Genomic DNA, 13,810 nt, shown 5'->3' on the forward strand with positions numbered 1-13,810 from the left:
ATGCAGTACCAGGAAGAAAATAATTATCCAAAAGCGTTTATGATTGCAGGAGCTTTAATGACTGCATTCTTAGTGCTGTGTTATATTCTGCGCTTTGGAATGAACACGCCGGATGAAGTCGGTACCGGTGGAATCGTTGTGAACTACGGAACTGTTGAGGAAGGAATGGGAGATGATTATATGAGCATCGAAGAACCTTCAATGGACCCCAATGCAAATAACACCCCTCCCGACAAAGTGATTGAGGAAACGCAGCCTGAAACTGCGCCTGCAGCGGAGACCAGCGACAAGACGGTCGTTACTCAGGAAAATGAGGATGCACCGGTGGTTAAAGCGTCTCCTAAGAAGACGGCAGCGGCTACTCCTTCTACGGCTACCGAAACTAAACCAACCAAGCCGGCGGTAAACCAGAATGCACTGTACAAGGGCAAGAAGAGTAAAGGCTCTGGTTTGGGCGATGGTACTGGCAGCACGCCAGGTAACCAGGGTGACGTGGATGGCGATCCTCTGGCTCCTAATTATGGCAGCGGCGGATCTGGGTTCGGGAATGTTAAGTTGGATCTCGCCAGCAGAAGGTTCATGAACCTTCCGAAAATAACCGATGAAGGGCAACTTTCGGGCCGTATTCATGTGGAAATCCGTGTAGATAAACGCGGAAAAGTGGTTTTCGCCAGAGCTGGTGTAAAAGGTACTACTCTATCCGACCAGTCTCTCTGGAGGAAATGTGAAGCGGCTGTTATGGGTGCAAGTTTAAATCAGCTGGAGTCAGCTCCGGATGTTCAGGTAGGTGTTGTAGTGTTTAACTTCAAAGTGAAGTAAAACATATCGGCGATAACCCTCGAAAAAAAATGGACTATTTTCAGACAGTTGAATACTTGTATTCACGCTTGCCCATGTTTTCAAGACAAGGCGCATCGGCCATTAAAAAAGACCTGCACAACACCATACTGCTGTGCGAGAGTCTCGGCAACCCACATCACAAGTTCAAAACGATTCATGTTGCGGGCACCAATGGTAAGGGATCTGTATCTCACATGCTCGCTGCGGTACTTCAGGTAGCCGGGTATAAGACAGGTTTATATACCTCTCCTCATCTGCGTGATTTCCGTGAGCGAATTCGAATAAATGGTGAAATGATTCCGAAGGAAATGGTTGTATCATTCGTCCAGGAACAACAGGAACTTATCGAAAAAATCGACCCGTCGTTTTTTGAAGTTACCGTGGGAATGGCTTTTGATTACTTCGCCAGGGAGAATGTCGACATCGCAATTATTGAAACAGGTCTTGGCGGACGCCTTGACTCTACAAATATTATCAGGCCGATCCTGTCTGTCATTACCAATATTGGGTTTGATCACGTCGCTATCTTAGGTGATACACTGCCACAGATTGCTCGCGAAAAGGCCGGTATCATAAAGGCTGGTATTCCCGTTGTGATTGGTGAAGCGACTGGCGAGGTTAGACAGGTCTTTCTTGAAAAGGCCGCATTGGAAGGGTCACCGATATACTTTTCGGCTGAAGAGTGGGACGTCGATACTCAGGAGGAGATGAATGAAGAATTGCTTCATCTTCAAGTTACCAGGGTTATCGATTCAGGCCCAACCTACGAACCAAAATTCAAGCTCTCCCTTGACCTCACTGGCTTCTACCAGATGAAGAATATCAAAACGGTATTGTCAGCGATTGGTCAGATACGAGAATTAGGCTTCTCTATCAATGATCAGCAGCTCTATTCGTCGCTCAAAAAGGTTACAACACTCACGGGCTTGATGGGAAGATGGCAGACCATCGGATATCAACCCAGGACGATATGTGATACAGGCCATAATGAAGACGGCGTTAGGGAAGTGTTAAGCAACCTGAAGCGACTTCATTATGAAACGCTTCACTTCGTGATCGGTATGGTAAAGGATAAGGACATTCAAAAGGTTCTTAATATGCTGCCTGCACAGGCTGAATATTACTTCTGCGCACCGGACATTGAACGTGCCAAGCCTGCTATTTCTTTAAAGGAAGAAGCGTCAGCTTTGGGACTGCACGGTGAAGCTTACAACAGCGTCGCTGAGGCATTAATGGCGGCGCGAGAGAGCGCTTCGCCTGAAGATCTGATCTTGGTAGGTGGCAGTACTTTCGTAGTGGCAGAAGTCATTTAAATGCCTTAGCCTCAAAATCCCTCTTACAGGTATGAAAGCTTGCCGAAAGTGTAGGCAAAACCGATCGTTAATGAACTGAACATGTCATTCTTCGATCCTGGTATGGCAACGCCGTCTATTTTATCACCTAATACAAAATTTGCCTGGTAATTCAGGTTGAGTAGCAAGCGTGAATCCTGCCTGAGATAGAGATCAATTCCGGCCATCGCAGGAAGGTAGAGTTCCTTATTGTTGTAAGTTGCTTCGGAGTGAACCCTGCTCCTGATCAAGATTATGCCCCCGCCCGTGCCGAGGTAGAAGCCTTTCAGAGCCCGGCTGACGAAAGAATGACGCACCAGTTTATATCGACGTGGGTGTGCGGCAAATTCACCGGCATGCACTTTGCCGCGAACTTGCAGCGTCACCAGCTCGCCATTGAAACCTTCCGTTGCCCCCGTCTGGGAATTCTTGCTATATCCGGAGATAGTACCTGCCTGAAGCTCCAGCCCCGCATTTAAATACGGCGTGAAATAATAGTCCAATGTTCCCAGTCCTATGTATCCGCCATCTGACTGGCTTCGATCCGTATAAGAATCTGCTAGTCCTCCTCCGATGCCTATACTAAACCTCCTGAAGGTTTGCTGAGCAATAGCTGACTGTGTGAGAGCGCATGAGATCAGCACTATTATTGCTGATCTTTGTATAAAATCCATTGAATGCATTCGTTAATACTCTACATGCTAACCGTGCCAATAATATCTTTCAGCTTCGCTGCTGATTGCTCAAGCAATCCCTTTTCTTCATCATTAATCTCCAGGGTAAGCACTTCTCTGATTCCGTCTCTGTCGACAATACAAGGCACTCCGAGGAAAACATCTGATACGCCATGATAATCTTGCAGCAGTGTAGAAACATTTAGGACTGAAGCTTCATTATGAAGAATTGCTGTGCAGATTCGATCCAGTGCCAACGCTATGGCATAAAAAGTTGCTCCTTTTGCTTTGATTATCTGATAAGCCGCGTTTTTGGTATTGGAAAAGATTTCCTCTTTATCCTCATCAGAGAGTGATAAACCCGAACCTGCAACATTCGCAAGGCTCCAAATGGGTAGCTCTGAATCTCCATGCTCACCGATTATATGGGCATGTACGCTTCTGGAGTCAATATTCAGCTTCTCACCTATCAGGTATCGAAAACGTGCACTATCGAGCAATGTTCCAGATCCGATGATCCTGTTGGTGGGCCATCCTGACTTTTTCCAGGTAAAGTAGCTCATTACGTCGACAGGATTTGACGCGATAAGTAGAATTCCGTCCGTATTATACTTCAGAACTTCGGTCGTAATGCTCTCAAATATGGCTACGTTGCGTTTCAACAGATCTATACGCGATTCTCCATCGCGCTGTGCTGCACCGGCAGTGATGATGATTATATCTGCGCCTTTGCAATCTTCGTAAGTACCCGCCCAGACCTTGGATTGTCCAAGAAAAGGTAAACCGTGACTCATATCCAAAGCATCGCCGATAGCCTTTTCCTGGTTCGCATCAATAAGGACCAATTCATCCATACGCTCTCTCAAGAGTAGTGTATAAGCGGTAGTAGATCCTACGGCTCCCGCTCCTATTATAACAATCCGGCTTTTTTTATTTGTTAACGACATTTGATCTGTTTATAATTTACTTTGACAAGATACTTAAAAGATGACAACACTAAACGGCAAAAATCGGTTCAAAAAAAAGGCCGCATACTTACGTGCGGCCTTGCAATAGTATCAAGAAAGAAACTTATTCCTTATTTTTTGAAAAAATCTATAATCAGACTGGCTAACTCGACTCCTATACGCTCTTGAGCTTCGTTTGTCGCAGCTCCAATATGAGGTGTAAGCGAAACTTTGGAATGAGTCAGGATCTCCTGACGAGGTGTTGGCTCGTTGTCAAAAACATCCAGTCCGGCAAAACCTACTGTACCATTATCCAGTGCCTCAAGAAGGGCTTGCTCGTCTATTGTGCCTCCGCGCGAACAGTTCACGATGCCCACCCCGGACTTCATTCTTTCGAATTCATGTTTTCCAAGGATAGGTTTATCAAGAAACGGAATATGAAGACTGATGAAATCACTTTCTGTGATCAGTTCGTTGAACTCAACTTTCGTTACAGGAACGTCCACGTTAACTCCGCCAGCCAGATTTAACTGCAAAGTAGCTGGAACGTCATATAAGTCGTATGCCAGAACTTCCATTCCTAAGCCCAGAGCGATCTTAGCGGTTTCCCGGCCGATACGACCGAATCCGATAATACCGATCTTTTTACCTTTTAACTCAATACCGCTTCCGTATGCCTTTTTAAGTGCATTGAACTTAGTACCGCCCTCAACAGGCATTTTACGATTCGAATCATGCAGGAAACGGATTCCGGTAAAAAGATGAGCAAATACTAATTCTGCAACAGAAGGCGAAGACGCAGCAGGAGTATTCACCACCGCCAGACCTTTTTCACGTGCATAATCAACATCAATATTATCCATTCCTACTCCACCGCGACCGATAAGGCGCAGATTAGGGCAGGCGTCGATCAGCTCTTTTCTAACTTTAGTAGCGCTGCGGACAGTGATAGCATCAAAGTTTTTCAAAGCTTCAGGAAGCTGCTCCTGAGGAATGTTTTGAGTTTCGACGGTGAAGCCAGCCTCTTCGAGTAATCTCTTACCGACAGCGTCTATACCATCATTTGCAAGTATTTTTATCATTACGTTGTATTTGTTTAAACTAACCGTTATTTTCTGCAAACTCCTTCATCGTGTCGATGAGTGCCTGAACGGAAGAAAGAGGAAGAGCATTGTAAATAGAAGCTCTGAAACCTCCAACACTGCGATGCCCCTTGATTCCTACCATCCCGCGCTCCTGAGCGAATTTAAGGAAAGGTTTTTCAAGCTCGGGATTTTCCATCACGAAACAAACATTCATCCGAGATCTATCCTCTACGTTACAAGGTCCTTTGAACAATGGATTACGATCAATCTCCGCGTAAAGAGCATTTGATTTCTCGATATTTTCTTTTTCAATAGCTGCTACACCACCCTTAGCCTTCAGCCATCTGAGGTTCAGCAATGATGCGTAGATAGAGAAAACTGCAGGCGTGTTGTACAGCGACTTGTTGTCTGCATGCACTTTATAATCGAGCATCGAAGGAAGCTTACGACCAGATTTACCCATAAGCTCGTCTTTAACGATTACCAGAGTAAGACCGGCAGGTCCCATATTTTTCTGAGCACCAGCGTAGATAATTCCAAAATCAGCTACATTGATCTCACGGCTTAAGATGTCTGAAGACATGTCAGAAACGATTGGAACGGATGTTTTTGGGAAGTTAAAAAGCTCTGTTCCGAATATCGTATTATTGGACGTGCAGTGGAAATACGCTGCATCGGCAGGAATTTCAAAATCTTTGGGAACGAACGTGTAGTTAGCGTCTTTGGATGATGCTACAACGTTGACATTACCGAAAAGCTTTGCTTCCTTAATCGCCTTACTTGACCAGGCTCCAGAATCCAGATAGGCTGCGGTTTGACCTTCACCTAAAAGGTTCATCGGAACCATAGTGAACTGCAAACTTGCACCTCCCTGAAGCAAGAGTACCGAGTAGCCTTCCGGAACGTTCAGCAACTCTTTTATCAACGATAATGTTTCATCTACGACAGCTTCAAATTCTGGAGCTCGGTGAGAAATCTCAAGAATGGAAAGTCCGGTATTGTTAAAATTTAATACTGCCTCTGATGCTTGTTTAAAAACTTCCTGTGGCAAAATACAGGGTCCAGCGCCGAAATTATATTTCATGGTATAGCTCGTGTTAGTAAAGCGCCAAATTTATAAGTTTTATTAAGTAATTGTAAGAGAAAATGAAATAACAGTGTAATATTTGAAGAATTCAACCATATCGCGCCGGTTGGGACGCATACTATTGATACAGGGGCTATTTCCACATATTGTGACCCTGCCCTTGCCGGATTATTATATCGGCATTCATTCCAGGTTAAACATTCGGTCACATCTTGTCGACCAGTATAAAAAGGATCATCATCAATTTCTAAGGATTTTCTTTTCTTTGCAAAGATGGACGTATTTGGTAAGGCATTAAGGGATTATTTTGACGACAAGCCGGTGTCGACGCTATGGTTATATAACACCTATGGCGAGCCGGAAGAGATGCCTGTTGATATTTTTTTCAGAGACATTGACGACATGCCGGAACTGGAGCGGCTCGCACTGAAGTACTGCAAAGGAAAAATCCTGGATGTTGGAGCTGGAGTAGGTTCACATGCTTTGTTTTTACAAAACAGGTCCGTGGATGTAACAGCTTTAGAAATCTCTAAAGCGGCCTGTGATATCATGAGTGAGCGAGGTGTGAAAAATGTCGTGAACGCGGATTTCTTCACGTTCAACACCGGAAAGTTCGATACAATCCTTCTTTTGATGAATGGTATCGGACTTTGTTCCAGTCTTTCTAACCTGAATACGTTCTTAAAACATGCACGCCAGTTGCTGGAACCAAATGGCTGTCTGATTTTCGATTCCTCTGATCTCAGCTATCTTTACCAGACACAGCCGTTCCCCAAAGACCATTACTACGGTGAGATAGGGTATCAATATAAATATAAAGATCAGCTGGGGGAATGGTTTCAATGGCTATACGTCGATCAATATACACTTCAAGAGGTTGCCGAAGAAGAGGGCTGGAACTTCGAGCTTCTGCTGATGGAAGCTACAGACCAGTATCTCGTGAAGCTTATTCCAGCCTAGCAGAGCATCCTGCTTACAGCAGGATACTTCGCGTGATCTCTTTGTTTATTGTAATATAACCGGGGAACTTGATCGCTTTATTTCCTAATCCTATCGTCGGTCGTATTTTGATAGTTAGAACACTTTTCTTGCTGCTGGAATTGCTATCCAGAAAATCGAGAATAGCGCGCTGCGTTCCGCTATCAGACAAAAAACCATAAATATTTGAACTGATTTTTATAGGTACAACCGTCTGACCTCCGTTAGGTGGCACATTAATCGTCTGATCGACGAATCCATTCGCAATTTCCTGATCTTTTATTAACAGCTTGTACTCAAACTGACGTATCGCTGCAAGGTCTGGAGTAGGATTCTTTATTTCCAGATTGATATTTCCTTCCAAAGGCACGTTCTTCCGCAGCAATGCAAGGACGAGTCTTGGAGACTTAACAATATCAAAGTTCCCCGATTTGAAAGTTTCGAGCACGTTAACATTGGCAAGGTACAGACTATCTGCAGATCTGATTTCATATTTGCATTTCTCGAATGCTTTAGTTTGTTTAAACTGTTTGTTCACACCACAGCTGGAAACAAAGAAAGCCAGCAGAAACAGATAAATTACATTTTTCATACGCCAATTCTAACGTATATAATAGCCATAATGTTATTAATGATCTGGAGATCCGGTGCTTTATCCCACATTTCGTTGTAGCATCCCGCAACAAATTGATCAGGAAAAACTTTTCTTTCGCCCATATACAGCAGATATACAGCAAAATACAGAATCGACAATTGATTGGCAAAGTATTTTCAAGGTAGTCGACATAACAATTAAGCATATGAAAAAAGTAATTTTATCAGCTGCCTTCGCAGCCCTAATAGCTCTAACGAACGCTCAGGCACAGACTGCCGATTCAACACAGGCGAATGCTACTGCTCAACCAACACAAGCTGCGCCGACTGGTGACGTAACCCAAGCTATCGGAGCTTCCGGCTACAACGCTAGTCTGGCTACCGCTATAAAAACTGCGGGTCTTGAGACCACGCTTAAAGGTGCAGGTCCTTTTACTGTCTTTGCCCCTTCCGACCAAGCTTTTGCCTCGGTACCTGCAGGCGACAGCCTGCTCACGCAACAGCCGAAATTAGCGGCAGCACTGAAAAATCATATCATCAGCGGAAAGTATTCCAAAGATGATATCATCAAAGCATTAACTGCCGGTAAGGGGGTTGCAACCTTAAATACCATAGAAGGAGGAACAGTAACGCTGAAGGTTAACGAAAATAAAAATTTAGAACTTTCTGACGCATTCGGAAACAAAGCGCTTGTCACCGTTTTCGACGTTGAAGGCACAAACGGAACAGTACATGTCATCAACAACGTGCTGATTCCAAAGCAATAATGAAACCCGACATAAAAAAGGCCCTGACTGAAACAGCCAGGGCCTTTTTTATGTTTCGAATTTGTTTAAATTGAGGGTAAACAACAGCATAAAATATCTGCCCAGTTTATTACTTCTGTTATCGAATATCGAATTGTTAAGTACCATACGCTGGACGTTTGCATTCTGATCAAAAAGATCAAAACCGGTAAACCTCAAAGCTCCCTTCTTGGCCTTCAAGAACTGAAGTTCCAGGTAGGTGTTTAGAATTAACGGATTAGTCTTCACAGAGCCTGCTAATCCGTTGTAAAAGTTCTTATCGAACGCTGATCCCAAAATAAAAGAAGGTGTTATGTTCCAGCGGCCGGAGGCACTAAGCGCCCAGGAAGAAAGATTATTCTTTTCATATTCATCAATTGAATAAGCCGTTTTATTAAACGTATACGTAACCGAAGGGTTAAGTTCAAACTTACCACCCGGATTCACCTGCATCCGGAAATTTTGCGATGCAACAAAGTTCTTTCCACTAATACGGGTATAGTTGCTAAGAGAGACGTTATTGTTATAATTAACACTACCGTTTATGTCCAGTATTAATTTACGTCCAACCAGCGGAAGTGAAGCATTGTAGATCCCTCCCAGTTGAAAGCCTCCGTTCACGTTCTCGAAAAACGTTTCCTGGGTAACGATGTTGCCTTCCTGATAAACAAGCACAGTGTTAGAAACAACCTGATCCTGTACCAAAGATGCATTCAAATTGGTAAACAGCGTGTTACCTGTGTCGAAGTCAAAACTATTATACGAAAAATCGACGGTATGCCACAGCTCTGATTTCAAGGTCGGGTTACCTGTAACCGGATATTGAGGGTTAGTCACATCTCTAACGGGCTGTAGTTGCAAATAGGAAGGTGGATTACTGGTGGCGGCATAATTAAATGCGAAAGATTTCTCTGAAGAAAACGTATAGGTATAGTTCAGTTCAGGAACGATATTCAATCCGTTTCTATTCACATAAATGTTCCTGTTGATAGATTCGCCCGATAGCTGTGTGGGCTGCACACTAACACCAAGAGCGTAAGAGTGCTTCTGCCCATTATGCCTGAAAGATAGGCTCACGGTATTGGTCATGAAAGAATATTCATATTTATCACTAAGTGAGTCTATCCGCCTTCTCTGATCAGCACGCGTCGTTTCACGGTCATTCAAAAAACCCGAATAATCGTACGTATAGCCAAGCTCAACGCGCGATCCATTGCCTACAGGTTCTATGTAAGAGACCCGGCCTGACGCGGAAAAGTTTTCGTTTGCATTTCGATGAAATGTTCTCTGAATGGAGTCAACACTGAGATTTCCTCTTCTGTCGAAATAATTCAAACGAGCGTTCAAGCTTTGGCGGGAGGTATTCTGGCCATTCTTGACATTCACTTCCGCATAAATATTGCGCCCCGGCTTTGCAAATCTGTGATTGGCCACGACTTTGAGGCCCAAAAGCGGACTACTATTAAATATCTCCTCATCTGTAACCTGCCGCAAACTATCAGCAAGAAACGAGTTGAGCAATTTATTCTGACTCAGGTCAACCTCTCTTCCCGTTTTCTTTCTATTATAAGAGATGGAGGGAGTGATCTGAATATAATCCACTTTATTCCTGTCATACTCAATATTCCACTGAAAGAGATGGTCGTAAGCATTGCTTTCCACGCTGCTGGTATCATTGTTCGTGATTTTGGTATTATCAGGATAAATGTTCTGCCTAAAAGTCTCTGACAGCAGCTCGTTCTGAGCATTGGAAAAGTTATAACTACCGAAAGAAGTTAAGTTCTTGTTGTGTTTTTCTCGATGGTTGAGTCCGAAAGCATTGAGCGTCGTCAGTCCATTCTCACCGCCATTCTTCAACGTATAGCCCGAGCCGCTCAGGTTAGAGTTATTATTGTTGAGATTGCCGTAGACTCCCGTTTCCCGGTTATTATTGAAATAGTTAGCCAGCGCAGAAACCTGATATCGGCCTTCTGTCCCTATTCCTGCGTTCGCATTTCCAAAATACCCTTTGCGCAGATTTGCCCATGTCTTGATATTAATAATTTTTTGTGCCCTCCCGTCACCGGTTCCTGTCAGCCGGCCCTTGTCGCCATAGTCATTGATCACCTGAATTTTCTCTATCAGATTGGCTGGAATATTTTTTATCACGGTCTCTATATCACCGCCAAAAAAATCTCTTCCATTTACCGTGATTTTAGAGATCTGCCTACCCTGCGCTATGATGTTACCATCACGACCAAGGATAATTCCCGGCAACAACCTCATAAGGTCCTCGGTGTATGCATTTTCACGCAATTTATAGTTTCGGGAGTGATACTCTATCGTATCTTTTTTAATAACCAGAAGCTGTTTTCCGGTTATCAGGATTTGGTTGAGTTCATAAGACTGGGCCTGCAATTGCAAAGGTTCAAGCTCAATGTAGAAATTATCCGGATCCAGTACGTATTCTTTTTCCAGCGACTGATACCCAAGATTAGACAATGAAAGTTTAAATGCTGATGAAGCTACCTCCTGAAACGAGTAAAAACCCCTTTCATTTGTCCGCACACTAATGGAATCAGCATCTGAGGTAAGAAGCACTGTCGCACCCGAGATTCCGGTACCTGTTGTATCCTGCAATGTCCCTCTTACAAAATACTTTATACTTTGAGCAGTCAAAGACGGAGAAGACAGTAAAAGTGCAAACAGGATTACAAATACTTTCATCTATATGCAATTATAAAGAATATGCCTCGAGTAAAGCAAACTAATTAATCGTTTAGAGTCGTTAAATTAGAGTAACCGGCATGAACTTTAAACGGGAGTTGCGCCTTTATCATATCAAGACAATTTCTTTTAAGGAAATCGCAAAAGACAAATTGATGGATGCGAAATATACTATTGAAGGAGGGCTACCCTTGACATTATGAGAATATAAGATAGTCCTAAAATAGCAAAAGGGCCGTAAAACAGCCCTTTTCTATATTTTATCGGTTGTAACCGCCTCTGCTGCCACCACCACGGCTGAAGCCGCGACTTTGACCGTCATTTGGTTTATCTTCAGCTACCTTCACGGTGATCTTACTTCCATTGTAATCTCCACCATTCATGTTCTTGATAGCTTCTTTAGCCTCATCATCATTCGGCATTTCGACAAAACCAAAGCCTCTGCTCTTGCCTGTCTCACGATCTTTAATAATTCTTAGTGATTTAACTACGCCGAAATCACCGAAGACCGCTCTTAATTCTGCTTCCTCTACTTCGAAAGGAAGACCTGCAATAAATATCTTCATTAAAACTTTAAAATTTATTCAAATGTACGGCTTTTTAATTTAAGAAACTGTAATTCTAATGACACATAACTTGTTTTTCACTATGTTATCTGCATTTCCGAACGCTCTGGGTTCAGGTAAATCATCAATCGCTTTCTGGAAGGCTGCCCGAGCGCCACCAGGGGCGCCCGGACCGCACAGTCCTTACGAACGTAACAATAACGTTCTTATGCTATAGTAGCTTCGATTATCTTGCTTTCTAAAGGATACTGTATCAGATCTACATAATCTCCCAGTGTGCCATCATTCAAACAAGTTTCGATTATTTTTCTTCCCAGTGGATGCAGATCGGGTACCAGGTACGTCTGCAATTCCCTTTTGAAGAAGTCAGTCAGAATAGCCGCACCTGCGTCATATCCTTCTGTACCATTATCTTTCTGCAATTCTACCTGCAGGAAGTGTTTCGGAATCACCTGACCATCTATCTTCAATGATTCAAGCGCGTAGCCGAGTAAGGGCGTCCTTGAAGGAACCAGAGGCTCTTTCTTGAAGCTCACGTTTCCTCTGCGAGAAAGATATTCCCGAGCGATCCACTGGCCCATAAAACCAACTTCATAAGCACCAATATGTTGATTAGGAATGAGGATGTACCGTGTTAAAGGCGTATTTAGGACCTGCTCAAGCAGAAGATTTGCCTGATCGACGCGTCTTCCTGTCGCAAATGGCCAGTAAGACCCAACGCCCTCGCTGCTCATCCCCTCTGTGCTCATAATGCTCGGATTTGCATGTCCTCTTGGAGCCACCAACCTCCACAACCACGCTAATGCTGGCGGAAGGATATGGAAGATGCCGATTATCCCGTAATTAGGATTCTCCCTGGTGCTTGGAGGAGTTCTTATTCCAAAACTTCTGATGTCGATCTCTACAGGTACATCAACCGTGTTACGCACGAATCTTCTCGGCAAAATTACCCTTGGGTTGGTACAAGGTTTTCCAGGGCTATCCATGGTATGCTCCCAGATCAGACAAGTGGCATCAGGCTTGCCATCTATACTCAAAAACACCAAAGGTTCCTGAGGATGAATAGTAGCTCTTTCTATATCGGGATCGGTACCATATTGGTCGATATGATTGATTCTTAAGAACCATCCGTATTCTGCATCCTTTATGACAAGTTTCTTGCCATTCTGAAAGCTTGGCAACGCCAGCGCCATATCATCTGTTACCGGCTGAAGCTCTGAAGAATCTTTTATATCCAGATAGTACTTCTCTTTACTTTTCAGATTAGTACCCAGAAGCAAACGTCCGTCTGCCTCTCTTTGAAGAGCGCCTGTCATCTCACTTTTCCCGCCACCGCTTGCACCTTCATGCATGATGGTAAATTCGTTCTCGTATGGTGTCGTAATTTTAACCGCTGATGCGTGCAGACATGTCCATCCCTCCTCTTCACCAATATCCAGCAACACCGCGTAGATACCTTTTTTGGCACTTGGACCAGGATACAGATTATAGGCAAACATCTCGTGCATTTTGTTCAGGCGGTTATGAACAACCACTTGCTTCCCTCCGAAATGCGTATGTCTGAACGGCGGTGCCAGATAAATCACAGCCCTCGGTTTAAAATCATGTGGTATCTTACTTCTTGGAATGAAGCCCTGCAGATCCGCAAGGGCTGCCGCGAAAAATCCGGCATTCGCAGGGGCAACTAGCAACGAAGGATATCCCGTATCGTCACCACCCGCCATAAAAGGAACAAGTATCAGCTCTTCCTGCTCCTTCAGCCATTCGAACGTGGCTGTCCGCAAATCGGTAAAATCTGTTCCATATTTATCAGCAAACTTGGGCTTATCTGTTGGGTTACTGTCTGCAATCACCATACAATCTGGATCTCGCCTTCTAAGGTATGGATCTGTGTAATTTACCGATACCCCGTTTTTACACCTGACTACCGTTGCCTCGACGACTTTTCCAAGTCCGGGAGTTTCATAAGATACTTCGTAAGTATGACCCTGAATTCGGCCCAGAGCTAAATCGCTAAGATCTTCCCTGCTCTCCGCAAGGATTATTTCTTTCGTTTCGATTATCCCTTCCAGTTCCAGAGGAAGAACAAACTTTTTAAATAAGGATTTTTCCATAATGCTAATCTGAGATTGCGACCCCAATGATATACAATGCAATGGTAAACATACTCCGCTAATCCTGAAATGACGACCGTCATAGTTTAGCGTAACTTGAAGT

12 protein-coding genes are annotated in these 13,810 nt (G+C 43.9%); 4 read left to right on the forward strand and 8 right to left on the reverse strand.

All coding sequences use genetic code 11. From position 1 onward, the window contains the following. A complete protein-coding gene (locus tag B0I27_RS11185) occupies positions 1-819 on the forward strand; it encodes an energy transducer TonB (RefSeq protein WP_106293344.1) in 819 nt (272 codons plus the stop codon). A 74-nt stretch (positions 820-893) separates the two neighbouring features. After that, positions 894-2,153, forward strand: coding sequence for a bifunctional folylpolyglutamate synthase/dihydrofolate synthase (locus tag B0I27_RS11190; RefSeq protein ID WP_245925491.1), 1,260 nt, complete (start codon positions 894-896; stop codon positions 2,151-2,153). 23 nt (positions 2,154-2,176) lie between these two features. Here B0I27_RS11190 and B0I27_RS11195 read toward each other — a convergent pair whose 3' ends face one another. The 4 genes from B0I27_RS11195 to serC all read right to left on the reverse strand — a co-directional run bounded on the left by B0I27_RS11195 (position 2,177) and on the right by serC (position 5,961). After that, positions 2,177-2,845, reverse strand: a complete 669-nt coding sequence (locus B0I27_RS11195; protein WP_181276754.1) for an outer membrane beta-barrel protein — start codon at positions 2,843-2,845, stop codon at positions 2,177-2,179. 20 nt (positions 2,846-2,865) lie between these two features. Continuing rightward, on the reverse strand, positions 2,866-3,792 hold the full coding sequence (locus B0I27_RS11200) for an L-lactate dehydrogenase (RefSeq protein ID WP_106293347.1): 927 nt from the start codon (positions 3,790-3,792) through the stop codon (positions 2,866-2,868). A 131-nt stretch (positions 3,793-3,923) separates the two neighbouring features. Further along, positions 3,924-4,874: a D-2-hydroxyacid dehydrogenase gene (locus B0I27_RS11205; protein WP_181276755.1), complete on the reverse strand. Its 951-nt coding sequence runs from the start codon at positions 4,872-4,874 to the stop codon at positions 3,924-3,926. Positions 4,875-4,893: 19 nt separating this feature from the next. Next, a complete protein-coding gene (serC, locus tag B0I27_RS11210) occupies positions 4,894-5,961 on the reverse strand; it encodes a 3-phosphoserine/phosphohydroxythreonine transaminase (RefSeq protein ID WP_106293348.1) in 1,068 nt (355 codons plus the stop codon). Positions 5,962-6,237: 276 nt separating this feature from the next. On the opposite strand from serC, the gene B0I27_RS11215 reads away from it, so the two are divergent. Continuing rightward, positions 6,238-6,924, forward strand: coding sequence for a class I SAM-dependent methyltransferase (locus B0I27_RS11215; protein WP_106293349.1), 687 nt, complete (start codon positions 6,238-6,240; stop codon positions 6,922-6,924). Positions 6,925-6,937: 13 nt separating this feature from the next. Here the strand turns inward: B0I27_RS11215 and B0I27_RS11220 are convergent, their stop codons facing one another. After that, entirely contained in the window at positions 6,938-7,534 is a 597-nt protein-coding gene (locus B0I27_RS11220) for an LEA/WHy family protein (protein ID WP_106293350.1), read from the reverse strand. A gap of 208 nt (positions 7,535-7,742) precedes the next feature. On the opposite strand from B0I27_RS11220, the gene B0I27_RS11225 reads away from it, so the two are divergent. Beyond that, complete coding sequence (locus B0I27_RS11225) at positions 7,743-8,303, forward strand: fasciclin domain-containing protein (RefSeq protein WP_106293351.1); 561 nt, start codon at positions 7,743-7,745, stop codon at positions 8,301-8,303. Positions 8,304-8,351: 48 nt separating this feature from the next. Here the strand turns inward: B0I27_RS11225 and B0I27_RS11230 are convergent, their stop codons facing one another. From B0I27_RS11230 to B0I27_RS11240, 3 genes are all read right to left on the reverse strand, one after another. Next, positions 8,352-11,027: a TonB-dependent receptor gene (locus B0I27_RS11230; RefSeq protein ID WP_106293352.1), complete on the reverse strand. Its 2,676-nt coding sequence runs from the start codon at positions 11,025-11,027 to the stop codon at positions 8,352-8,354. 260 nt (positions 11,028-11,287) lie between these two features. Continuing rightward, a complete protein-coding gene (locus B0I27_RS11235; RefSeq protein WP_106293353.1) occupies positions 11,288-11,593 on the reverse strand; it encodes an RNA recognition motif domain-containing protein in 306 nt (101 codons plus the stop codon). A 206-nt stretch (positions 11,594-11,799) separates the two neighbouring features. Then, entirely contained in the window at positions 11,800-13,707 is a 1,908-nt protein-coding gene (locus B0I27_RS11240; protein WP_106293354.1) for a DUF4914 family protein, read from the reverse strand. Positions 13,708-13,810 lie beyond the last annotated feature (103 nt).

This window comes from Arcticibacter pallidicorallinus (assembly GCF_003002875.1).
Lineage (GTDB): Bacteria > Bacteroidota > Bacteroidia > Sphingobacteriales > Sphingobacteriaceae > Arcticibacter > Arcticibacter pallidicorallinus.

Excerpts from the sequence above, each read along its gene's own strand:
- serC (WP_106293348.1), bottom strand. The coding sequence starts at position 5,961 with ATGAAATATAATTTCGGCGCTGGACCCTGTATTTTGCCACAGGAAGTT.
- B0I27_RS11230 (WP_106293352.1), bottom strand. The coding sequence starts at position 11,027 with ATGAAAGTATTTGTAATCCTGTTTGCACTTTTACTGTCTTCTCCGTCT.
- B0I27_RS11195 (WP_181276754.1), bottom strand. The coding sequence starts at position 2,845 with ATGGATTTTATACAAAGATCAGCAATAATAGTGCTGATCTCATGCGCT.
- B0I27_RS11190 (WP_245925491.1), top strand. The coding sequence starts at position 894 with ATGTTTTCAAGACAAGGCGCATCGGCCATTAAAAAAGACCTGCACAAC.
- B0I27_RS11185 (WP_106293344.1), top strand. The coding sequence starts at position 1 with ATGCAGTACCAGGAAGAAAATAATTATCCAAAAGCGTTTATGATTGCA.
- B0I27_RS11235 (WP_106293353.1), bottom strand. The coding sequence starts at position 11,593 with ATGAAGATATTTATTGCAGGTCTTCCTTTCGAAGTAGAGGAAGCAGAA.
- B0I27_RS11215 (WP_106293349.1), top strand. The coding sequence starts at position 6,238 with ATGGACGTATTTGGTAAGGCATTAAGGGATTATTTTGACGACAAGCCG.
- B0I27_RS11225 (WP_106293351.1), top strand. The coding sequence starts at position 7,743 with ATGAAAAAAGTAATTTTATCAGCTGCCTTCGCAGCCCTAATAGCTCTA.
- B0I27_RS11240 (WP_106293354.1), bottom strand. The coding sequence starts at position 13,707 with ATGGAAAAATCCTTATTTAAAAAGTTTGTTCTTCCTCTGGAACTGGAA.
- B0I27_RS11205 (WP_181276755.1), bottom strand. The coding sequence starts at position 4,874 with ATGATAAAAATACTTGCAAATGATGGTATAGACGCTGTCGGTAAGAGA.
- B0I27_RS11200 (WP_106293347.1), bottom strand. The coding sequence starts at position 3,792 with ATGTCGTTAACAAATAAAAAAAGCCGGATTGTTATAATAGGAGCGGGA.
- B0I27_RS11220 (WP_106293350.1), bottom strand. The coding sequence starts at position 7,534 with ATGAAAAATGTAATTTATCTGTTTCTGCTGGCTTTCTTTGTTTCCAGC.